We start from the raw sequence: 21,708 nt of genomic DNA, 5'->3' as shown, positions 1-21,708 counted from the left end.
CGTAGGGTAAACCCGGCCGCTCTATCCGCAGCGCGCTGCCACGAGTCGTCCGGAATCGTCCACGATCAGGTTGAGGCGGTCCGGGCGCACGTCTTGCGTGATCACGGCGCCGGGGCGAACGATGCGCATGCGGTCATGCCTGATCGACTTCTGCAATTCGGTACGAGCTTGTGGCGTGACAACCAGGCCCATCAGGCGCTGTGCCGCTTGCTGACCGCACGTGTCCAGCTGCGCCCCATCATTGCGGTTGACTGGCTGCACTGGCCTGGACGCCATTTCCTTGCCGCCGGCAACCATGGCGGCTGGCGTCAGGCACAAGGCTGCCGTGTAAAGCAGCAGCCGTGACGAAGGGCGAGATAGTGTGATCATTGTCTCCAAAACGGAGTGATATAGATCACAATCTTTTCGTCTACTCCATTCGTCGACGGGATTGGTCTGTTAATGGAAAGGGCGGCCGCAGCCGCCCTTTCACGTTTTTGCAATCAAACCGACCGGGATCAGTTCTTCGACTGATCGACCAGCTTGTTGGCACCGATCCACGGCATCATCGCGCGCAGCTTGGCGCCGGTTTCCTCGATCTGGTGGCGCTTGGCGAGGCCGCGGGCTGCCTTGAGTTCAGGCTGGCCAGCGCGGTTGTCGAGCACGAAGTTCTTCACGAAGCGACCCGACTGGATATCTTCCAGCACGCGCTTCATTTCCTTCTTGGTCTCGGCGGTGATGATGCGCGGACCGGTCGTGATGTCACCGTATTCAGCCGTGTTCGAGATCGAATAACGCATGTTGGCGATGCCGCCTTCGTACATCAGGTCGACGATCAGCTTCAGTTCGTGAAGGCATTCGAAGTAGGCCATCTCAGGGGCGTAGCCAGCTTCGACCAGCGTTTCGAAACCGGCCTGGACGAGGTGCGTCGCACCACCGCAGAGAACGGCCTGCTCGCCGAACAGGTCGGTTTCGCATTCCTCGCGGAAGTTGGTTTCGATGATGCCGCTGCGGCCACCGCCAACGCCCGAGGCATATGCGAGGGCGACATCATGGGCGTTGCCCGTCACATTCTGGTGAACGGCAATCAGGCAGGGCACGCCGCCGCCACGCTGGTATTCGCTGCGCACGGTATGGCCCGGGCCCTTCGGCGCGATCATGATCACGTCGATGTCGGCGCGCGCTTCGATCAGGCCGAAGTGGATGTTGAGGCCATGGGCGAATGCGAGCGCAGCACCCGGCTTCATGTTGGCGTGCAGGTCCTCGGCGTAGATCGCGGCCTGATGTTCATCGGGAGCAAGGATCATGAGCACGTCGGCCCATGCTGCCGCGTCGGCATTGGCAAGGACCTTGAAGCCGGCGGCTTCGGCCTTCTTCGCGCTGGCCGAACCCGGACGCAGCGCGATGGCCACTTCCTTGATGCCCGAATCGCGCAGGTTCTGCGCATGGGCGTGGCCCTGCGAACCGTAACCGAGGATCGCGATCTTCTTGTCCGTGATGAGGTTCAGATCGCAGTCTGCGTCGTAATAGACCTTCATGTCGTTCCCAATCTTTGATGAATTCGTGAAAGGATAAGCGGTGAAATTCAGGCGGCAGTGGCGCCGCGGATCATGCCGACGATGCCGGTGCGACCGACCTCGACCAGGCCAAGCTCCTTCATCAACGCGACGAAGCTGTCGATCTTGTCGGGAGCGCCGGTCAATTCGAAGACAAAGCTCGAGGTCGTGGTGTCGACCACCTTGGCGCGGAACACATCGGCCAGGCGCAGCGCCTCGACGCGGTTCTCGCCCTTGCCGGATACCTTGACCAGCGCCAGCTCGCGCTCCACGAACGGGCCCACTTCGGTAAGGTCGGTCACCTTGTGCACCGGCACCAGTCGCTCAAGCTGCGCGCGGATCTGGTCGATTACTGGCGGCGGACCGTGCGTCACGATGGTGATGCGGCTGACGTCGTGGCCGTCGGTGATGTCGGCCACGGTCAGGCTGTCGATGTTGTAGCCGCGCGCGGTGAACAGGCCGGCAATCTTGGCGAGAATGCCGGCTTCGTTATCGACCGTGATGGTGAGGACGTGGCGCTCCTGCGCCTCCTGAGCGATGTGCATCATTGTTCCAGTGTCCCTCAGACCAGCGCCTTGGCTTCGTCGTCCATCGTGCCGGCGACTTCGTCCCCGTAGAGAATCATGTCGGTATGCGCAGCCCCCGACGGGATCATCGGGAAGCAATTGGCTTCCTTGGCAACAAGGCAGTCGACGAAGACCGGGCCGTCATGGTCCATCATCGCCTGGATGCCTGCGTCCAGCTCGCTCTCGTCGGTGATGCGGATGCCCTTCCAGCCATAGGCTTCCGCCAGCCGCACGAAATCGGGCAGGCTGTCCGAATAGGAGTTGGAGTAGCGGCTCTCGTAGGTCAGCTCCTGCCACTGGCGGACCATGCCCATCCATTCGTTGTTGAGCACGAAGACCTTGACCGGCAGGCGATATTGCGTGGCCGTGCCCAGTTCCTGGATGTTCATCTGGATCGACGCATCGCCGGCGATGTCGATGACCAGCGTGTCGGGGAAGCCGGCCTGCGCGCCGATCGCGGCGGGAAGGCCGTAGCCCATCGTACCGAGACCGCCCGAGGTCAGCCACTTGTTGGGCTTCATGAAGTGGAAGTACTGCGCCGCCCACATCTGGTGCTGGCCGACCTCGGTCGAGATGATCGGCTCACGATGCTTGGTCAGCTCATAGAGGCGCTCGACCGCGTACTGCGGCATGATCGCCTTGGACTTGCGCGGGTAGGCGAGGCTCTTCTTGCCACGCCAGCCATCGATGCGCGCATACCAGCCCGTCAGGTCCTGCGCCTTGTAGCCGCGTTCCAGCCACGCTTCGATCAGCTGCCCGAGAACCTTGCCGCAATCGCCGATCACCGGCAGGTCGACCGCCACGGTCTTGTTGATCGAGGCACGGTCGATATCGATGTGGATCTTCTTCGAATTCGGCGCGAAGGCATCGAGGCGGCCGGTTACGCGGTCATCGAAGCGCGCGCCCACACAGACGATCAGGTCCGCCTGGTTCATCGTCAGGTTGGCTTCGTAGGTGCCATGCATGCCAAGCATGCCGAGCCATGCCGGATGATCCGCCGGGAAAGCGCCCAGACCCATCAGGGTCGAGGTGACCGGCGCGCCGGTCAGCGCTTGCAGCTCGCGCAGCAGGCGCGCAGCTTCCGGCCCGGAATTGATCACGCCGCCACCAGTGTAGAACACCGGCGCCTTGGCCCTGGCGATCATTTCGATCGCCTCGGCGATCTCGCTGGCGCCGCCTTCGGTCTGCGGAGCGTAGCGATTGCGCTGCTGCGGTGCCGCGCTGCTCCACGTCGCGGTTGCGATCTGAACGTCCTTGGGAATGTCGATCACGACCGGACCGGGACGCCCTTCGGTGGCGATGCGGAACGCCTCGTCAATCGTCGCTGCTAGCTGCGAGGGGTCCTTCACCAGATAGTTGTGCTTGGTGCAGTGGCGCGTGATGCCGACGGTATCGGCTTCCTGGAATGCGTCCGAGCCGATCAGGCCAGTCGGGACCTGCCCGGTGATCACGACCATCGGGATCGAATCCATGAAGGCATCGGCAATGCCGGTGACGGCATTGGTTGCGCCCGGACCTGAGGTGACGAGCACGACACCGGGCTTGCCGGTGGCGCGGGCGTAGCCTTCGGCGGCGTGCGCTGCGCCAGCTTCATGGCGGACGAGGATGTGGCGGATGCGTTCGTCGCCGAACAGCGCATCGTAGATCGGCAGTACCGCGCCGCCGGGATAGCCGAACACGAATTCGACGCCCTTGGCGACAAGGCTTTCGACCAGGATCTCGGCGCCGCTGCGCTCGCTTGTCACGTTACTTCATCCTTCTTCGCGTGGCCGGGCCGATAGACCCGATGCTTCGCTGAAAAAACAAAAAACCATCAAAAATTTCTGCCCGGCTGTAGCTTGGCTGCGCCGGCCAAAAACCATCAAAAATTTCTGCCCGGCTGTAGCTTGGCTGCGCCGGCCAAAACCCTCAAAAATTTCGGCCCGGCTGCAGCTAGGCTGCGCCGGGCCGTCTCTCCCTCTCGGGTGCTTGATCGACATGCAACATGGATCAGGCAATTGACGGCCTGCTACTTGACATAAAATGTGGTGTCAAGCGGCTAAGTGCGCAATAAACTTGCTGCATAGTCGAAGTCAATGGAATTTTCGTACACCAAGCGGGGCCAGTGGCCGGGATTCTGGTTCTTCAGCCAGGTGTACTGCCGCTTGGCGTAGTTGCGCGTCGCCTGCTGCCCCGCGGAAATGGCCTGGTCCCGAGACATTTCGGCACGCAGGAATGCCGCGATCTCCGGCACGCCGATTGCTCGCATGACCGGGGACGATTCGGATAAACCCCGCGCGAGCAGGGCTTTGACTTCGTCCAGCGCGCCACCTTGCCACATCAGCTCGAAACGCAGATCGCACCGGCGATAGAGCCACTGCCGCTCGGGCAGGAGAATGATTGGCGTGAGGTCTACCGTCTCGCCGATGCCGCCGACACGCTGTTGCTGCCAATGGGCCAGCGATTGCCCTGTCGAACGCACCACCTCCAGCGCGCGGGTCACCCGTTGCACATCGGCGGGGCCAAGCAGGGCAGCGCGCGCCGGGTCCTCTACGCGCAACGCAGCATAGGCCGTCTCGACAGGCAAGGCCCGCACTTCCGCGCGAACGATCGGGTCGATCTCCGGCACCGGCGCAATGCCGTGGAGCAGCGTATTGATGTACATGCCGGTCCCGCCGACCAGGACCGGCAGCGCATTCCGCGCATGTGCCGCAGCGATCTCGGCCTTGGCCGCATTCGCCCAGTCCGCCGCCGAACAGGCCTGCGCGCCATCCCACGCGCCGAACAGGACATGCGGCACGCCCTGCATCTCTTCCTCTGACGGCCGTGCACTCAGCACGCGCAGATCTGCATAGACCTGCGCGCTGTCGGCGTTGATAATCACCGCCTCCCTACCTTGCTCTCGCAGCCGGAGGGCGAGTTTCACTGCGAGATCGCTCTTGCCGCTTGCCGTCGGCCCTGCGATTAGCGCCACGCGCGGGCAGTGCCCCGCGCTTTCAGAAAAGGATTCCCCGTTGATCATCGCGCGCCTGATAGCAGACCCGGAGACGCTTGGTGACAATCTCTCGCTTGCGATGGAAATGATCGAGGCGCGCGATTGGGAAGTCGCAGGCGCCGGCATGCTCGACTTCTGTGAAGACGTGCTCGAACTCGAAGTGGTCGAGGGTAATCCCGCAGGCATCCGCAAGATCCTCGACCAATGCTTCCCCGATAGCGACCTGCTGCTCTCCAATGGCCTTATCGAAGTGCCCAACCTCTTCGTGTCCGACATGGATTCGACCATGATCGAGCAGGAGTGCATCGACGAACTGGCTGACTTCGCCGGGCTCAAGGACCGCATCGCTGCGATCACCGAACGCGCGATGCAGGGGGAACTCGATTTCGAATCCGCTCTGCGCGAACGCGTCGGCCTCCTGAAGGACTTGCCTGAGGCCGCAATCGCCCAGTGCCTTGATGAGCGCATCCGCCCGATGCCCGGCGCCCGTACGCTCGTCTCCACGCTCAAGTCCCGCGGCTGCCATACCGTGCTGGTCACCGGCGGCTTCCATTCCTTCGCCGATCCGGTGGCTGAACTGCTCGGGTTCGATCGCGTGGTCGGCAACCGCCTCGGCCTGCATGAAGGCATGCTGACCGGCGGCCTGGTTGGCGGGATCGTCGACAGTTCGGTGAAGAAGAAGGTCCTGCTCGAAGAGACCGAGCGGCTTGGCGCTGAGGTGTTCAGCCTTGCCACCGGCGATGGCGCCAATGACATTCCGATGATCGAAGCCGCAAGCTACGGCATCGCCTATCGCGCCAAGCCCAAGGCCCGTTCTGCGGCGGACGGCTGGATCGACCGGGGTGACCTGACCTCGATCCTGTCGCTGCTGGGCATTGCCCGTCAGGACTGGGTCTTCGACTGATCAGGCGAATGCGGGCATGCTGCGTCGTCTGTACGCCATCACGCGCAGCAGCAGCGCTGCCGAAGCGAAGGTCGTCATCGTCAGCCCGACGGCGCGTGTCTCCGGCACCGGAATACGCTTGGCATAGGCCAGCGTGAAGATCAGCCAGATCACGTGAATGCCCACCGTGTGCAGCCGCTTCCAGTTCCGGCCAAGCGCGCGCATCGCTGCGTTGCTCGATGTCAGCGCCATGGCAAGGATGAACAGGTAGGCGAGGCCGCCCGGCACCAGCGATGCCAACGTGCGTGGTTCCGGATCGAGGCTGACCGCCACGACCAGCGCCACGAGGTGGATGGAATGGCTTGCCGCAAAGCCGAGGCCCCACCACCTGCGATCACGCGCCAGCGCCCGGCTCCATGGGGCAGGGGACAGGCGAAAGAGCGAGGAGGCGAGGTAAGTCAGCAGAAACACCGGGAAGCCCACGCGCGCGGTCCATCGTGCTGCCAGGTGCCAACTCTCCAGTTGCGTCGTCCCGGCCGCCAGACCCGCAGCCAGTGCCAGCAAGGAAAGCGCCAGCCCCAGCGCCATCGGCCACCTGCGTGCCATGTTTCCGTTCTCCCCCTGTGTTTTTGCAAGTCTGCACTGCACCGTCGCCGCTGGCAAGCAGTGCTCCGGGCAGGGCGATTGACGATCTATTTACAGTGCTGTTAGTATTTGCCGGACACGAAGACCGGGAGAATCGACGTGAACGCCATGACCGGTGCGTTGAGTGCCGACCTGCCAATCTACGACGAGCGCCGTCCGCAGATGCGGATGCAGCCGCTCAAGGCATGGCACCATTTCCAGAACCTCCTGAAGGACAAGGAAAACACCGAGGAGGTGTTCCACATCTTCGAGGCGCTGCCGTGGCGGAACCTGCGTGAGCGGGCAGAGGCTTTCCTGCGCAGTGAGCGCGGCCAGGCCCTACGTGTGACAGAGCCCTATCTCCCGGCGATTCTCGACGATCACGCTGCCCTGCGCCAGACGCCCAAGGGATCTCTGGCCCACGCCTACTGCGATTTCATGGAGAGCGAGGGCTTGACCGCCCAAGGTCTGGTCGACGAGTTCGATCGTTTCGCCGCCAAGCGTGAGCGTTTCGAGGACCAGTTCCTGTGGTACCTCAACCGCATGCGCGATGTGCACGATATGCTGCACGTGCTGACCGGCTACGGCCGCGATGCGCTGGGTGAGGCCTGCGTCCTCGCCTTCACCTACAGTCAGCAGCCAAGCCCGGCACATCTGTTCATCGGCTACATGGCTGGCATGAACATCAACCGCCAGACGAAGCGCAGCGCTCCGGTGCTGCGTGCGGTGCGGGAAGGCCAGCGCCTCGGCAAGGCCTGCCCGCGCCTGTGCGAGCAGTCGATCAGGGAACTCCTGCCGCTACCGATCGAAGAGGTCCGCGCGCGCCTGAACATCACCCCTGCCGCGCGCTACAAGCAGGCGCATGGCATCTGGCGCGGCATGGGTATCGACCCTTATGACCTGCTCGGCAAGAACGCCGCCAAGCTCGCGGCCTGAAAACATCTTGATCCTCCCCGTTTTTCCGTTGGACAAACGGGGAGGTGGACTGCCGCAGGCAGGTCGGAGGGGCTGTTAAGCCTCCATCCAGTCCCGGAAGAACGCCTCGTTCGCTTCACGCAGCACGGCAAGTTCGACGCCCGCCACCTGCGAGCCACCGACCGTACCAAGCTTGGTCGCGCCTTCGAGCACTTCGCCGGCCTTGGTTGTGACCACATAGCGCGACTGGTCCTCGCCGAAAGCCGCGGCCGTAGTCAGGCCCACGTCAAGCGTGCAACCCTTGCCTCCAGCCAGTGCCATCTCGGTCAGCGCCACCAGCAGGCCGCCATCCGAGATGTCATGGACAGCGGTCAGCATCCCGGCAGCGATCCAGTCGCGCACCTGCTCGCCGTTCTTGCGTTCCACCGCCAGATCGACCGCGGGCGCCTCGCCGTCTTCGCGGCCATGCACTTCGCGCAAGTACAGCGACTGGCCCAGATGTGAACCTTCGCCACCGACCAGCCAGATCTCGTCGCCTTCGTTCTTGAACGCGACCGTGGCCATCACCTCGTGATCGAGCATCAGGCCCACGCCGCCAATCGCCGGTGTCGGCAGGATGGCCGAGCCACCACCGGTCGCCTTCGATTCGTTGTAGAGCGAGACGTTGCCCGAAACGATCGGGTAATCGAGCGCGCGGCACGCATCGCCCATGCCGTTCAGGGCCTGGACGATCTGCGCCATGATTTCAGGGCGCTGCGGGTTGGCGAAGTTGAGGCAGTTGGTGATCGCCAGCGGGCGCGCACCCACCGCGCAGATGTTGCGCCACGTCTCGGCCACGGCCTGCTTGCCGCCTTCATAGGGATCGGCATAGCAATAGCGCGGCGTGCAGTCGGTGCTGATGGCCAGCGCCTTCTTCGAACCATGGATGCGCACTACAGCAGCATCGCCACCAGACTTCTGCAGCGTATCGGCACCGACCTGCGAGTCGTATTGCTCGAAGATCCAGCGACGGTTGGCGAGGTCCGGGCAGCCAATCAGCTTGACCAGATCAGCGCCAATGTCCGCGCTCTCCGGTACCGATCCCAGTGGAGCGACATTCGCCCAGGCCTTGTAGTCTGCCAGCGACAGGGCAGGGCGGTCATAGAGTGGCGCGTCTTCGGCAAGCGGCCCGAGTGGAATATCGCAGACCGTCTCGCCCTTGAACTTCAGCACCATGTGGCCGGTGTCGGTCACTTCGCCGATCACGGCAAAGTCCAGCTCCCATTTGCGGAAGATCGCCTCGGCCATGGCTTCCTTGCCGGGCTTGAGCACCATGAGCATGCGCTCCTGGCTTTCCGAGAGCATCATCTCATAGGGCGTCATACCCTCTTCGCGGCACGGCACCTTGTCCATGTCGAGGATGATGCCGGCCTTGCCGTTGGTCGCCATTTCGACCGACGAGGAGGTCAGGCCCGCAGCGCCCATGTCCTGAATCGCGACGATGGCATCTGTGGCCATCAGCTCGAGGCAGGCCTCGATCAGCAGCTTTTCGGTGAAGGGATCGCCAACCTGCACGGTCGGGCGCTTCTCGTCCGACTTCTCGTCAAAGTCAGCCGAAGCCATGGTCGCGCCGTGGATGCCGTCACGGCCGGTCTTGGAGCCGACGTAGACGATCGGGTTGCCGAGGCCGGTGGCGGCCGAATAGAAGATCTTGTCGGTATCGGCCACGCCCACGGTCATCGCGTTGACGAGGATGTTGCCGTCATAGGCCTTGTGGAAGTTGGTCTCGCCACCCACCGTCGGCACGCCGACGCAGTTGCCATAGCCACCGATGCCCGCGACCACGCCCTGCACGAGGTGCTTCATCTTCGGGTGATCCGGGCGGCCAAAGCGCAGCGCGTTCATGTTCGCCACCGGGCGCGCGCCCATGGTGAACACGTCGCGCAGGATGCCGCCAACGCCCGTCGCCGCGCCCTGATAGGGCTCGATGTAGGAGGGGTGGTTGTGGCTTTCCATCTTGAAGATGGCGGCCTGCCCGTCGCCGATGTCGATCACGCCCGCATTCTCGCCAGGGCCACAGATCACCCAAGGCGCCGAAGTGGGCAGCTTCTTGAGGTGGATGCGGCTCGACTTGTAGGAGCAGTGCTCCGACCACATGACCGAGAAGATGCCGAGCTCGACAAGGTTCGGCTCGCGCCCGAGCGCGTTCAGGACGCGCTGGTACTCTTCCTCGGACAGCCCATGGGCGGCGACGACATCTGGCGTGATTTCGGACATGGCGCGCGCCTTAGCGATGTGGGCGCGTGTAGGCTAGTCCTGTCAGGCGAATTTGAGCGCAACCCATGTCGCCGCCGTAGCGGCCACCGTCGTCGCGAACGTCCCCCAGATCACGTCGATCACGGTAACGTGCACCGGCCAGCGTGCCAGCACGGCTTGGCTGGTCAGATCGTAGGTCATGTAGCACATCGCACCGAGGATCGCGGCGTTCAGCGCCGTGGCGCCTAGACCTTGCGACAGGCCCGGCCGCACCGCGAACCACATCATGCCGGCAAGGTAGAGCAGGTAGAACACGATCGCTGGCCCCGCCCGAAATTGCGGCGCCAGCAGATCGCCCAACGCCGGACGATAAAGCTTCGACCCGGCCCAGCCCAGCCACACGGCATCCATGGCGCCGAACACCACGGCGGCTGCCACATAGGCGATTACGTATTGCATGAAGTGCAGGTCCCCGGCTTGTTGCGGATCGAAGCTTGACCGCGCCCCATGGCCCCGTCAATGCTGCCCCAATGGGAACCGCACCTGATATCGCATCAAGCATCGCTGGCCTCAGCTTCGAAGAGGCTCTGAAGGAACTCGAAACAGTCGTGCGGCGGCTGGAAAGCGGCGATGCCCCGCTCGATGAATCGATCGATCTCTATGCGCGCGGCGATGCCCTGCGCGCGCACTGCCAGGCGCGGCTTGACGCGGCGCAGGCGCGTATCGAGGCCATCGTGGCCGATCGTGACGGCAAGCCGCAGGGCCTTCGCCCGTTCGACGAAACCCAGGGCTGATCGGAGCTTCCGCCATGGCCGATACCGGTCTGCTAAAGCCTGCGCTCAAGGCGATTGCCGAGGACATCGACAACAGCTTCGACCTGCTCCTGCCCATTCCCGGTGACCCGCGCGACAGGCTGGTGGAGGCCATGCGCTATGCCACCATCGGCGGTGGCAAGCGCGTCCGCCCGCTGCTGGTCTGCGCAACGGCTGCACTGTTCGGCGTGTCACGTGAAGCGGCGGTCCGCGTCGGCACCGCGATCGAGGCAATCCACGTCTATTCGCTGATCCATGACGACTTGCCGTGCATGGACAATGACGCCTTGCGGCATGGCAAGCCCACCGTGCATCTCGCTTTTGACGATGCTGCGGCAGTGCTTGCTGGCGACGCACTCCACGATTTCGCGTTCGAGGTTCTGTCGGATCCTGCCACCAGCGGCGATCCATTCACCCGTATCGAACTCATCCGCACGCTTGCCACAGCCAGCGGCATGAACGGCATGTGCGGCGGTCAGATGATGGACATCGTGGCCGAAACCTCCAGTTTCGATCTGCCCACGGTTACGCGCCTGCAGCAGCTCAAGACTGGTGCCCTGCTGTCCGCATCGGTGGAAATGGGCGCAATTCTCGGCAAGGTGCCGCCTGAAGGCCGCACGCATTTGCGCGGCTATGCCCGCGACATCGGCCTTGCATTCCAGATCGCCGACGATCTGCTGGATGCCGAGGGCGATGAAGCGGCTGCCGGCAAGGCGCTGCGCAAGGATGAGGCCCAAGGCAAGGAAACCTTCCTGTCGCTGCTGGGTGCAGACCGCGCTCGCGAACAGGCGCGCATTCTGGTCGATCAAGCGATCGAGTTTCTGGCGAGCTACGGCCCGAAGCCGATCTTCTGCGCGAACTTGCGCGCTTCATTGTCGAGAGGAATCACTGATGGCGCAGCGTATCGGCGTCTATCCGGGCACGTTCGACCCGATCACGCTCGGCCACCTCGATATCATCCGGCGCGGGGCCAAGCTGGTCGACAAGCTGATCATCGGCGTCACCACCAATCCTTCGAAGAACCCGATGTTCACGCCGGATGAGCGCATGGCCATGGTCAGCCGCGAAGTTGCCGATCAAGGCATCGATAACGTCGAGGTTGTGGGCTTCAATGCGCTGCTGATGAAGTTCGCCCGTGCGCAAGGTGCTTCGGTGATCGTGCGCGGACTGCGCGCCGTGGCCGACTTCGAGTACGAATACCAGATGGCCGGCATGAACCAGCAGCTTGATGCCGAGATTGAAACGGTGTTCCTCATGGCCGACGTCAGCCTGCAACCGATCGCATCGAAACTGGTCAAGGAAATTGCCCTGTTCGGCGGCGAGATCGCCGATTTCGTGACTCCGATGATCCGCGACGAAGTTGTCGCCAGGGTCGAGGAGCGTGGTCGTCTGGGCGACTACTGAAACAGAACGGCAATCGTTCATTGCAGCGACAGCGCGAGAAGCCTATCGGCGCTGCAGGCTATCCGGAGTTCGACTGTTCCATGGTTTCGCGCTTTCTCACCGCACTTGCGCTTGGCGCTGCCCTGATTGCCTCGCCGGCCATGGCGAAGGACAAGCAGGAAGAAGCTGCCGCGCCCGCGCCAAAGCCCTTGAACTACGTCGTGAACGCCGACCAGACGGCGGATCGCGAGAATATCCTTTATCTCGATCTTTCCAATGGTGGGCGCGTTGCCATACGGCTCATGCCGGAGTGGGCGCCCAGCCACGTCGAGCGGATCAAGACGCTGGTCCGCGAGGGCTTTTACAACGGCGTTATCTTCCATCGCGTGATCGATGGTTTCATGGCGCAGACCGGCGATCCGACGGGCACAGGGCAGGGCGGTTCGCCACTTCCTGACCTCAAGGCCGAATTCAACGCGGTCCCGCACGTCCGCGGCACCGTGTCGATGGCCCGCACGAACGAGCCGGATACGGCGAACAGCCAGTTCTTCATCGTGTTCTATCCGCGCTTTGCGCTCGATCACAAGTACACCAACTTCGGTCGCGTGATCGCTGGCATGGACTATGTCGATGCGATCGTGCGCGGGGAACCGCCGCAGAACCCGACCAAGATCGTCCAGGCTTCGATTGCCGCCGACAACAAGGCGGCCCCGGCTCCGGTCGCGCCAGCAGCGCCGGCTGCGATCACGGCGGATATGCTCAGCAATTCTACGTCAAACTAAGAGGTCTCGAATCCTCGCCCGATTGCGGCTAGGGCGCGCCCATGCGCGTTGACCTCTTCGACTTCGAACTGCCTCAGGAAAACATTGCCCTGCGTCCGGCGCGGCCGCGCGATTCGGCGCGGCTGCTTGGCGTCGGCACAGACGGGCCGTTCCGCGACCTTACGGTGCTAGATCTGCCCACGCTGTTGAATCCCGGCGATGTGCTGGTGTTCAACGACACGCGTGTGATTCCGGCCCAGCTTGAAGGGCAACGCGGTGAAGCACGCATCGGCGCAACACTCCACAAGCGGATCGACCTGCGCCGCTGGCAGGCCTTTGTCCGCAACGGCAAGCGCTTGCGCGAGGGCGATGAAATCATGTTCGGCGCCGGCGTGACCGCCTTTGCCGAAAGCCGCTTTGCCGATGGCAGCTGGACGCTGTTCTTTCCCGGCGAAGAGCCGGTCGAGGTCCTTCTGGAGCGGGCAGGGCAGATGCCCCTGCCGCCCTATATTGCCGGCAAGCGCCCGACTGACGAGCAGGACCGCGAAGACTACCAGACCATGTTCGCTGCCAAGGACGGCGCTGTAGCGGCTCCCACTGCCGCACTGCACTTCACCCCGCGCCTGATGGATGCGATCGCCGCACGGGGTATTCGCACAGAAACGCTTACCCTCCATGTCGGCGCGGGCACGTTCCTGCCGGTCAAGGCCGACGACACGGCCGATCACCAGATGCACTCCGAATGGGGCACGATCGACGCTGCCACGGCAGACCGTCTCAATGCCGCCCGCGCTGCAGGCAACCGCGTGATTGCGGTGGGGACAACCTCGCTGCGACTGCTGGAAAGTGCGGCGGGCGAGGACAAACGCATCCGTCCGTTCGAAGGCGACACCGCAATTTTCATCACCCCCGGTTACACTTTCCGCGCCATCGACGGGTTGATGACCAACTTCCACCTGCCCAAGTCCACGCTGTTCATGCTGGTCTCCGCGCTGATGGGGTTGGAGCGGATGCAGGCGGCCTATGCCCATGCCATTGCGAGCGGCTACCGCTTCTATTCCTACGGCGATTCCAGCCTGCTCCTGCCATAAAGCGCAGTTTGCGTCGGCCTTCCTCGCGCTAGCCTTGCCTCCAACAAGATTGGGAGGATGACATGATTCCGGCGCACGTTCCGACCGACCGCGTGGTGGATTTCGATATCTTCAATCCGCCCGGCGTCGAGACCGACTACTTTGCTGCCTGGAAAACGCTGCTTGATGGCCCCGGTCTGGTCTGGACCACGGCCAATGGCGGCCATTGGATCGCTTCGCGGGGTGATATTGTCCGCCAGCTCTGGGGCGACGCCGAAAGGCTCTCCAATCAGTGCCTTGCCGTCACGCCGGGCCTTGGCGACGTCATGCAGTTCATTCCGCTGCAGGAAGACGGCGCAGCGCACAAGGCCTATCGCATGCCCGTGATGAAGGGCCTCGCCTCCCGCTTCGTCGTCGCGCTTGAACCCAAGGTGCGCGAAGTGGCGCGCGAATTGATCGAGGGTCTGCGCCCGCGCGGCGAGTGCGATTTCGTGAGCGACTTTGCCGAAATACTCCCGCTCAACATCTTCCTCACCCTGATCGACGTTCCGCTGGAAGACCGTCCCCGCCTGCGCCAACTTGGCGTCCAGCTTACGCGCCCTGACGGCTCGATGACGGTGGAGCAGCTCAAGCAGGCGGCTGACGACTATCTCTGGCCCTTCATCCAGAAGCGCATGGCGCAGCCCGGCGACGATCTGTTCAGCCACATCCTGTCGGAACCGGTCGACGGCAGGCCGTGGACAGTGGACGAAGCGCGGCGGATGTGTCGCAATCTTCTGTTCGGTGGGCTCGATACAGTGGCGGCGATGATCGGGATGGTTGCCTTGCATTTGGCGAGGCACCCCGAGGACCAGAAATGGATGCGCGACAACCCCCGGGAGTTGCCCGGAGTTGCCGATGAGTTGATGCGTCGCTACCCGACAGTCGCCGTGAGTCGCAATGCAGTTGGAGATATCCAAATTGACGGCGTGACCATACGCACGGGCGATCTCGTCTACCTTCCCAGCGTGCTGCATAACCTTGATCCGAAAAGCTTTTCTGCTCCGGAGGAAGTGCGGTTCGACCGTGGCATGGCGCCGATCCGGCACACCACGATGGGCGTCGGCGCCCACCGCTGCGTCGGTGCAGGCCTTGCTCGCATGGAAGTGATTGTCTTTCTTGAGGAATGGCTTGCGGGCATGCCCGAGGTGAGGCTCGATCCAACCAAGCCGGTCACCATGAAGGGCGGCAACGTTGGCGCCTGCACCGCAATTCCGCTGGTCTGGAATCCCTAGGAAAACCAACCCCATACAAGTCGAACCGTAAGCCCGATGCTAACTATGACGAGCAGCGGGCGAATGACTTTCGCCCCAAACTTGGTGGCATAGTGCGAGCCGATCCACGCGCCGGTCATGGCGCCCACGCCCATGCAAGCCCCAAGAATCCACATTGCCTGGCCGCCGATGCTGAACACGATCACACTGGCTATGTTGCTGGTGACGTTGAGAAATTTCGTCAGGCCGGTGGCGCGGGTGAGTCCCATGCCGCGCAATCCCACCAACGTCGTCGCGAAGAACTGCCCCGCGCCGGGACCGAAGAATCCATCGTAGAAGGCGACCCCGGCGCCCACAGGCATGTAGCCGCGCTCCGACAGGTGGCCGTGGCGATCCTCGTCGGTCATGCCCGGCGAAAAGACCGTGTACAGGGCTACCGAGATCAGCAGTACAGGCACGACCAGTTTCAGGACATTGGCGCTAAGATGCTGAATTGCCAGCGATCCTGCCATTGCGCCGGCAAAGACTATGGCCGCCGTTGGCGCGTTCTTGCGGAAGCTGAACAGGCCGGCCTTGTGATAGCGCCAAGTCGCCATCGAGGTGCCGCACATCGACTGGATCTTGTTGGTCCCGAGCACAACGTGCGGGGGCAGGGGAGTGGACAGCAGCACCGGCATCATCACCAGCCCGCCGCCGCCCGCCACGGCGTCGATAAATCCAGACAGCACCGCCACGCAGGTCAGCGCCGGATAGAACCAGAGGTCGAGGTGGGCAGGTTCAAACATCAGCAGGTCTGGCATTTGCGCGCTTTGGCGATTGCGCCTAAGGGCCGCAACACTCTTTTTGCCGAGATCTACGCACGATGACCCGTTTTGCCTTCGATATCCACGCCACCGACGGAAAAGCGCGTACCGGCACGATCCGCATGATGCGCGGCGACATTCGCACGCCGGCGTTCATGCCGGTGGGTACTGCCGCGACGGTCAAGGCGATGAAGATGGAGGACGTGCGCGCCAGCGGAGCGGACATCATCCTTGGCAACACGTATCACCTGATGCTCCGGCCCGGAGCAGAGCGCGTCGCGCGGCTTGGTGGCCTGCACAAGTTCGGCGGCTGGGACCGTCCGATACTGACCGACAGTGGCGGTTACCAGGTCATGAGCCTGTCGGACTTGCGCAAGATCACCGAGGAAGGCGTGACTTTCGCCAGCCACCTCGATGGCTCGCGTCACCTGCTGAGCCCGGAACGATCGATGGAGATCCAGCGCCTGCTCGGGTCCGATATCGTGATGTGCTTCGATGAGTGCCCGCGCGCTGACCAGCCGCGCGATGTGATTGCCAAATCGATGGAAATGTCGATGCGTTGGGCAAGGCGCAGCCGTGACGCGTTCAATGCCGGCGGCGAACATGCCGAACGCTCGGCGCTATTCGGCATCCAGCAGGGTGCGCTTGACGAACGCTTGCGCAAGGACAGTGCTGACGCCCTGACCGATATCGGTTTCGACGGCTATGCCATCGGTGGCCTTGCCGTGGGCGAAGGGCAGGAAGCCATGTTCGCCACGCTCGAATTCGCGCCGCAGCAGTTGCCTGCAGATCGGCCGCGCTATCTGATGGGCGTTGGCAAGCCCGACGATCTTGTCGGCGCGGTCGAGCGCGGGGTCGACATGTTCGACTGCGTCCTGCCGACGCGTTCCGGTCGCAACGGGCAGGGCTTTACCTGGAATGGCCCGGTGAACATGCGCAACGCCCGACATGCGGAAGACACCGGCCCTCTCGACGAACGATGCCCGTGCCCGACTTGCACCAAGTACAGCCGCGCCTATCTGCACCACCTCCACAAGTCAGGCGAGATGCTGGGCGCCATTCTGCTGACCGAGCACAACCTCTGGTTTTACCAGCAGCTCATGGCAGGCATGCGTGCGGCGATTGCAGAGGGGCGCTTTACGGCCTTTGCGGCTGATTTCAGGCGGGACTACCTCGCGCGTTAGGCGGCAAGGTCCTCCGCACCGTTCTGCATCATCGGATCGTGCGTCTCCAACCGCGTGTCCTTGTAGGCGTAGAACTCGCCTGTTCGCTCATCGAGGAAGCCTGCTCCGATTGCGAAGGCCTGGCGCTGTGCGGTAAGGAGGTCCGGGTACCATTTGCCGATGCGATGGGGGGTGACGAAGCGATAGAGAGACATGCTTTTCTAATCGCCACGGGCCTTCATAGTTCCCCGCGCAATCGCAAATTTTGCCCGCAAAACAGAACGCAACAGCCTGTTTAAAAACGCGAAAAAGGCGGAGCTTGCGCCCCGCCTTCGTCGTGTTCTGCAGTGGTCCTGAAACCGATCAGCGCGAATAGAATTCGACGACCAGGTTCGGCTCCATCTTCACCGGATAAGGCACTTCGTCCAGCGTCGGAACGCGGGTGAAGGTGGCCTTGTCGCCTTCGGTGGCGACATAGTCGGGAACTTCACGCTCGGGCAGCGACTGTGCTTCGGCGATGAGAGCCATTTCCTTGGCCTTCTTGCCGAGGCTGATCACGTCGCCGGGGCGAACGCGACGCGAAGCAATGTTGCACTTCACGCCGTTGACGTAGATGTGACCGTGTGAAACGACCTGACGGGCCGAGAAGATGGTCGGTGCGAACTTGGCGCGGTACACCACCATGTCGAGGCGCTGTTCGAGCAGGCCGATCAGGTTCTGACCGGTGTCGCCCTTCATCTTCGACGCTTCCTGGTAGGTGCGCTTGAACTGCTTCTCGGTCACGTCGCCGTAATAGCCCTTGAGCTTCTGCTTGGCGCGGAGCTGGATGCCGAAGTCCGAGACCTTGCTCTTGCGGCGCTGGCCGTGCTGGCCGGGGCCATACGAACGGCGATTCACCGACGACTTGGGACGACCCCAGATGTTCTCGCCAAGACGGCGGTCAATTTTGTACTTGGATGCCTTGCGCTTGGACATGCGCTGCCTTTCAATTTGCAGTACACCGGCAAACGCGCCGATGCTTCAAGTCCCGGACACGCACCATTCCACCGATTGCGAAATGCGGCCGCCGCTTCACCGGGAGTGCGAGGCCAATTGCGAAGCGCGGCCAAGAACAGACAATCAGCGCTTTGTCAAGGGCAGCGGCCATAGACAGGGTAGTGATTTTAAGGTGCTATCGAAAATGATGCACGAAGGGCCGCCTCGTCCTGACCAGTCGCAGCCGTTGGAATGTGCTTCCGGCGGCTTGGAGGCGATCGACCTTCAAATACTTTCGCTTTTGTCTCAACGGTTTGGATTGGCTGCAAGCACTGCGGCCCAACGAGAGCTTTCTGATGATGAGCGCAAAGCCCAGCTCACGGTGATTCGTCGCCGCGCGTTCGAGCTCGGTATCCCGGTCGGGCTTGTGACCGATTTCTGGGACCGGCTGATCGACGCCGCAGATGCCATACAAGCCCAGCGCAGCAACCGAGCGATCAACGACTGAAGGTCAACTGCGCGGCTCGTCGCCCGGCTTCGAGCCTTCCTTGCGGCGAAGAGCGCTCAACACTCCGCGCATCGTGCGCACTTCGAGATGGTTCCAGCCCGGCTTGGTCAGCATCGTGCGCAATGTGCGCCGCGTGGCGGCTGCCCGAGCCTCAGGCTCGAAATAGCCACGCGGCTCAAGCATCGTGCAAAGCTGTTCGAACATGCCTTCAAACTCTTCCTGCGGGGCAGGGGGCAGCATTTCCTCTACAGTAGGCTGAACCAGATCGACGTGCTTGGACCACTCATACGCGCACAAGATGACAGCCTGCGCGAGGTTGAGCGATCCGAATTCCGGGTTGATCGGCACTGTGATGATGGCGCGGGCAAGTGCCACGTCGTCCGTTTCGAGGCCTGATCGTTCCGGCCCGAAAATGATCGCGCTGCGGCCCTGCGCGGCAATGATGTCCTTCGCGGCCTGCTCCGGCGTCAAAACCGGCTTGGTTACGCCACGTTTGCGCACGGTGGTGGCGTAGACGTGGCTGCAATCGCTGACGGCGTCGGCGAGTGTCTCGAAGACCTGTGCCTTCTCGAGAACCCTGTCGGCACCAGCGGCGGCGGGACCGGCGGATGGATTGGGCCAGCCATCGCGCGGAGATACGAGCCGCATCTCGGTGAGGCCGAAATTGAGCATGGCGCGGGCGGCCTTGCCGATGTTTTCGCCCAACTGAGGGCGGACCAGCACGATGACCGGTTGGCGCTGTTCTGTGTCACTCATGGTCAGGCGCGGCCGCTCATTTCCTGGACGCTGGAGGCGAATTCCTCAAAGTCGCGCGCTTCGGTGAAGTCGCGGTAGACGCTGGCAAAGCGGATGTAGGCCACGCTATCTAGCTGGCGCAGGCCTTCCATGACCATCTCGCCGATGACCTTGGACGGTACTTCTGAATCGCCCATGGTCTCGATCTGGCGCTGGATGCCCGAGACGAGCTGGTCGAGCCGTTCCTGCGCGACCGGACGCTTGCGGCAGGCGAGCGACACCGACTGTTCGATCTTGAAGCGGTCGAACGGCTCACGTCGCTCTCCGCTTTTCACCACGACGACCTCACGCAACTGCACGCGCTCGAACGTGGTGAAGCGCGCCCCACAGCCTTCACACTGACGGCGCCGGCGGATCGAGGTGTTGTCCTCGCTCGGCCGGCTGTCCTTTACCTGGCTGTTGTCATGGGCGCAGAACGGACAACGCACGGCTTAGCGCTTGATCCTCTGCCAGAAGGCAACGCCAGCACCCACGGCAAGGCCGAGCGGCAAGGAAACGACCGGGAGGAGAACGCCCGCGACCGCGCCGATTGCCGCACCGGTGAGCACCGGCTTGGTCGATGGGTGGGCAAGCCCCTGCTTGGCCATACCGGACAGTTCGTCCTTGGCGCGGGCGGCGAGATCGTTCTGGTCGTTCATAGGCTTACAGCTCCGGATAGATCGGGAACTGCGCGCAAAGCTCCGCGACGCGATCGCGCACGCGCTGTTCGACCTGACCATCGCCTTCATCGCCGTTGCGCGCAAGGCCATCGACGACTTCGACGATCAGCTTGCCGATGGTGCGGAACTCTTCCTCGCGGAAACCGCGGGTGGTGCCGGCCGGCGTGCCGAGGCGGATGCCCGAAGTGACGAAAGGCGAGCGCTTGTCGAACGGAACGCCGTTCTTGTTGCAGGTCAGCCAGGCGCGATCGAGGCCCTTTTCGGCGGCCTTGCCGGTCACGTCCTTCGCGGTTAGGTCAACCAGCATAAGGTGGTTGTCGGTGCCGCCCGAAACGATGCCCAGCCCTGCGTCCTTGATGCTTTCAGCCAGCGCCTTGGCATTGGCGACGATTTGGTGGGCATAGGCCTTGAATTCAGGGCGCAGTGCTTCACCAAAGGCAACGGCCTTGCCGGCGATGACGTGGACCAGCGGACCACCCTGGAGGCCGGGGAACACGGCAGTGTTGAACTTCTTGGCCAGATCCTCGTCATTGGTGAGGATCACGCCGGAACGCGGGCCGCGCAGGCTCTTGTGCGTCGTGGTGGTGACGACGTGAGCGTGCGGGAAGGGCGAAGGATGCGCGCCACCGGCAACGAGGCCCGAGATGTGCGACATGTCGACCAGCAGCCATGCGCCGATTTCGTCGGCGATGGCGCGGAAGGCAGCCCAGTCCCAAGTGCGCGAATAGGCGGTGCCACCGGCGATGATCAGCTTGGGCTTGTGCTCGCGGGCGAGGCGGGCAACCTCGTCCATGTCGATCATGTGATCGTCAGGGCGTACGCCGTAGGGGATCACATTGAACCACTTGCCGCTCATGTTGACTGGCGAGCCGTGGGTGAGGTGACCGCCCGAATTCAGGTCGAGGCCCATGAAGCTGTCGCCCGGCTGCAGCAGGGCGAGAAACACGGCCTGATTCATCTGGCTGCCCGAGTTGGGCTGGACGTTGGCGAAGTTGCAGCCGAACAGTTGCTTGGCACGCTCGATCGCCAGATTCTCGACGATGTCGGCGTACTCGCAGCCACCATAGTAGCGCTTGCCCGGATAGCCTTCGGCGTACTTGTTGGTGAAGACCGAACCCGTGGCTTCGAGCACGGCGCGGCTGGTGATGTTTTCAGATGCGATCAGCTCGATCTTGGTCTGCTGGCGGTGCAGTTCGCCCTTGATCGCGGCGAACACTTCGGCATCGGCCGTTTCCAGATGCTCGGTGAAGAAGCCGGCTTTGCGGATTTCCGGCGCTGCTGTGGCGGTGGTCATCTCTGGGGCTCCTTCAGATTGCGGGGTTGGAAAGCTTTTCGACGCGGCCGGCATGGCGGCCACCGCCGAATTCGGTGGAGAGAAATGCGTCGAGGCAGGCCTTGGCCATGTCCTCGCCAGTCAGGCGTGCGCCCATCGCGATGACGTTCGCGTCATTGTGTTCGCGTGCGAGCGCAGCAGAAAGCGGTTCGGAAACCAATGCGCAGCGGCAAGCCGGTTCGCGGTTTACCGCGATCGAGATGCCGATGCCTGATCCGCAAAGGGCAACGCCACGCTCGGCAATGCCCTCGGCGACTATCGAGGCCAGCTTGTAGCCATAGTCAGGATAATCGACGCGATCGGCCGTCTCGGGACCCAGGTCGGCAACTTCATGGCCGAGGCCGATGAGGTACTCACGCAGGGCGGCCTTCAGGTCGACAGCGGCATGATCGGAAGCGATGGCGATACGCATGGGGATCGTTACTCGACGACGGTATTCGGGGATTCGTTGGCGCGCCTTT

General features: G+C 63.0%; 25 protein-coding genes and 1 pseudogene. 10 read left to right on the top strand and 16 right to left on the bottom strand.

From position 1 onward, the window contains the following. Positions 1-21: 21 nt before the first annotated feature. The 5 genes from C7W88_RS14295 to miaA all read right to left on the bottom strand — a co-directional run bounded on the left by C7W88_RS14295 (position 22) and on the right by miaA (position 5,102). The gene (locus C7W88_RS14295; RefSeq protein WP_118074040.1) at positions 22-369 is read right to left on the bottom strand and encodes an I78 family peptidase inhibitor; all 348 of its coding nucleotides are present in this window, start codon (positions 367-369) and stop codon (positions 22-24) included. A gap of 128 nt (positions 370-497) precedes the next feature. After that, positions 498-1,517: a ketol-acid reductoisomerase gene (ilvC, locus tag C7W88_RS14290; RefSeq protein WP_118074039.1), complete on the bottom strand. Its 1,020-nt coding sequence runs from the start codon at positions 1,515-1,517 to the stop codon at positions 498-500. Between the two features lie 47 nt (positions 1,518-1,564). Then, a complete protein-coding gene (gene ilvN / locus C7W88_RS14285; protein ID WP_118074792.1) occupies positions 1,565-2,080 on the bottom strand; it encodes an acetolactate synthase small subunit in 516 nt (171 codons plus the stop codon). A gap of 17 nt (positions 2,081-2,097) precedes the next feature. Then, a complete protein-coding gene (gene ilvB / locus C7W88_RS14280; RefSeq protein ID WP_118074038.1) occupies positions 2,098-3,846 on the bottom strand; it encodes a biosynthetic-type acetolactate synthase large subunit in 1,749 nt (582 codons plus the stop codon). Positions 3,847-4,139: 293 nt separating this feature from the next. After that, positions 4,140-5,102, bottom strand: a complete 963-nt coding sequence (miaA, locus tag C7W88_RS14275; protein ID WP_118074791.1) for a tRNA (adenosine(37)-N6)-dimethylallyltransferase MiaA — start codon at positions 5,100-5,102, stop codon at positions 4,140-4,142. Here miaA and serB point away from each other — a divergent pair. Then, complete coding sequence (gene serB, locus C7W88_RS14270) at positions 5,095-5,979, top strand: phosphoserine phosphatase SerB (RefSeq protein WP_118074790.1); 885 nt, start codon at positions 5,095-5,097, stop codon at positions 5,977-5,979. The genes miaA and serB overlap by 8 nt on opposite strands. Here serB and C7W88_RS14265 read toward each other — a convergent pair whose 3' ends face one another. Beyond that, on the bottom strand, positions 5,980-6,564 hold the full coding sequence (locus C7W88_RS14265) for a hypothetical protein (RefSeq protein ID WP_118074037.1): 585 nt from the start codon (positions 6,562-6,564) through the stop codon (positions 5,980-5,982). 147 nt (positions 6,565-6,711) lie between these two features. Between C7W88_RS14265 and C7W88_RS14260 the strand changes: the two genes are divergently transcribed. After that, a complete protein-coding gene (locus C7W88_RS14260) occupies positions 6,712-7,518 on the top strand; it encodes a Coq4 family protein (protein ID WP_118074789.1) in 807 nt (268 codons plus the stop codon). Positions 7,519-7,593: 75 nt separating this feature from the next. Here the strand turns inward: C7W88_RS14260 and purL are convergent, their stop codons facing one another. After that, on the bottom strand, positions 7,594-9,753 hold the full coding sequence (gene purL, locus C7W88_RS14255) for a phosphoribosylformylglycinamidine synthase subunit PurL (protein ID WP_118074036.1): 2,160 nt from the start codon (positions 9,751-9,753) through the stop codon (positions 7,594-7,596). Between the two features lie 42 nt (positions 9,754-9,795). After that, positions 9,796-10,191, bottom strand: a complete 396-nt coding sequence (locus C7W88_RS14250; RefSeq protein WP_118074035.1) for a DUF2177 family protein — start codon at positions 10,189-10,191, stop codon at positions 9,796-9,798. A 71-nt stretch (positions 10,192-10,262) separates the two neighbouring features. Here C7W88_RS14250 and C7W88_RS14245 point away from each other — a divergent pair, with 71 nt between their 5' ends. The 6 genes and pseudogenes from C7W88_RS14245 to C7W88_RS14220 all read left to right on the top strand — a co-directional run bounded on the left by C7W88_RS14245 (position 10,263) and on the right by C7W88_RS14220 (position 15,032). Next, the gene (locus C7W88_RS14245; protein WP_118074034.1) at positions 10,263-10,526 is read left to right on the top strand and encodes an exodeoxyribonuclease VII small subunit; all 264 of its coding nucleotides are present in this window, start codon (positions 10,263-10,265) and stop codon (positions 10,524-10,526) included. Between the two features lie 14 nt (positions 10,527-10,540). Then, positions 10,541-11,436: pseudogene (locus C7W88_RS14240) on the top strand (polyprenyl synthetase family protein). Continuing rightward, on the top strand, positions 11,436-11,948 hold the full coding sequence (coaD, locus tag C7W88_RS14235; protein WP_118074033.1) for a pantetheine-phosphate adenylyltransferase: 513 nt from the start codon (positions 11,436-11,438) through the stop codon (positions 11,946-11,948). The pseudogene C7W88_RS14240 and the gene coaD overlap by 1 nt, the downstream one beginning before the upstream one ends. An 80-nt stretch (positions 11,949-12,028) precedes the next feature. Beyond that, positions 12,029-12,709: a peptidylprolyl isomerase gene (locus tag C7W88_RS14230; RefSeq protein ID WP_118074788.1), complete on the top strand. Its 681-nt coding sequence runs from the start codon at positions 12,029-12,031 to the stop codon at positions 12,707-12,709. Positions 12,710-12,750: 41 nt separating this feature from the next. Next, positions 12,751-13,779, top strand: a complete 1,029-nt coding sequence (gene queA / locus C7W88_RS14225; protein ID WP_118074032.1) for a tRNA preQ1(34) S-adenosylmethionine ribosyltransferase-isomerase QueA — start codon at positions 12,751-12,753, stop codon at positions 13,777-13,779. 62 nt (positions 13,780-13,841) lie between these two features. After that, positions 13,842-15,032: a cytochrome P450 gene (locus C7W88_RS14220; protein WP_118074031.1), complete on the top strand. Its 1,191-nt coding sequence runs from the start codon at positions 13,842-13,844 to the stop codon at positions 15,030-15,032. Here the strand turns inward: C7W88_RS14220 and C7W88_RS14215 are convergent. Then, positions 15,029-15,796 (bottom strand): TSUP family transporter, encoded by a 768-nt coding sequence (locus C7W88_RS14215; protein ID WP_118074787.1) that lies wholly within the window; start codon positions 15,794-15,796, stop codon positions 15,029-15,031. The genes C7W88_RS14220 and C7W88_RS14215 overlap by 4 nt on opposite strands. Positions 15,797-15,873: 77 nt before the next feature. On the opposite strand from C7W88_RS14215, the gene tgt reads away from it, so the two are divergent. Further along, on the top strand, positions 15,874-16,998 hold the full coding sequence (gene tgt, locus C7W88_RS14210; protein ID WP_118074030.1) for a tRNA guanosine(34) transglycosylase Tgt: 1,125 nt from the start codon (positions 15,874-15,876) through the stop codon (positions 16,996-16,998). Here tgt and C7W88_RS14205 read toward each other — a convergent pair. Both C7W88_RS14205 and rpsD read right to left on the bottom strand, forming a co-directional pair. Continuing rightward, the gene (locus C7W88_RS14205) at positions 16,995-17,192 is read right to left on the bottom strand and encodes a hypothetical protein (RefSeq protein ID WP_118074029.1); all 198 of its coding nucleotides are present in this window, start codon (positions 17,190-17,192) and stop codon (positions 16,995-16,997) included. The two genes, tgt and C7W88_RS14205, sit on opposite strands and share 4 nt — an antisense overlap. A gap of 148 nt (positions 17,193-17,340) precedes the next feature. Next, a complete protein-coding gene (rpsD, locus tag C7W88_RS14200) occupies positions 17,341-17,952 on the bottom strand; it encodes a 30S ribosomal protein S4 (RefSeq protein WP_118074028.1) in 612 nt (203 codons plus the stop codon). On the opposite strand from rpsD, the gene C7W88_RS14195 reads away from it, so the two are divergent. Further along, positions 17,939-18,460 (top strand): chorismate mutase, encoded by a 522-nt coding sequence (locus tag C7W88_RS14195; protein WP_205525191.1) that lies wholly within the window; start codon positions 17,939-17,941, stop codon positions 18,458-18,460. The two genes, rpsD and C7W88_RS14195, sit on opposite strands and share 14 nt — an antisense overlap. A gap of 3 nt (positions 18,461-18,463) precedes the next feature. On the opposite strand, the gene C7W88_RS14190 is transcribed toward C7W88_RS14195, so the two are convergent. From C7W88_RS14190 to rpiB, 5 genes are read right to left on the bottom strand one after another with little or no spacing between them, the layout of a single operon-like run. Further along, positions 18,464-19,216, bottom strand: a complete 753-nt coding sequence (locus tag C7W88_RS14190; protein ID WP_118074026.1) for an RNA methyltransferase — start codon at positions 19,214-19,216, stop codon at positions 18,464-18,466. Positions 19,217-19,218: 2 nt separating this feature from the next. Continuing rightward, positions 19,219-19,683 carry a transcriptional regulator NrdR gene (gene nrdR, locus C7W88_RS14185; protein WP_039331266.1) on the bottom strand — a complete coding sequence of 155 codons (465 nt, stop codon included), beginning with the start codon at positions 19,681-19,683 and terminating at the stop codon, positions 19,219-19,221. Between the two features lie 3 nt (positions 19,684-19,686). After that, on the bottom strand, positions 19,687-19,893 hold the full coding sequence (locus C7W88_RS14180; RefSeq protein WP_118074025.1) for a hypothetical protein: 207 nt from the start codon (positions 19,891-19,893) through the stop codon (positions 19,687-19,689). Positions 19,894-19,897: 4 nt separating this feature from the next. Next, positions 19,898-21,208: a serine hydroxymethyltransferase gene (gene glyA / locus C7W88_RS14175; protein WP_039331262.1), complete on the bottom strand. Its 1,311-nt coding sequence runs from the start codon at positions 21,206-21,208 to the stop codon at positions 19,898-19,900. Between the two features lie 13 nt (positions 21,209-21,221). Beyond that, positions 21,222-21,659: a ribose 5-phosphate isomerase B gene (gene rpiB / locus C7W88_RS14170; protein WP_118074024.1), complete on the bottom strand. Its 438-nt coding sequence runs from the start codon at positions 21,657-21,659 to the stop codon at positions 21,222-21,224. Between the last annotated feature and the right edge of the window lie 49 nt (positions 21,660-21,708).

It is taken from the genome of Novosphingobium sp. THN1 (genome assembly GCF_003454795.1).
GTDB lineage: Bacteria > Pseudomonadota > Alphaproteobacteria > Sphingomonadales > Sphingomonadaceae > Novosphingobium.
This window is presented reverse-complemented; position numbering and strand designations above follow the sequence as displayed.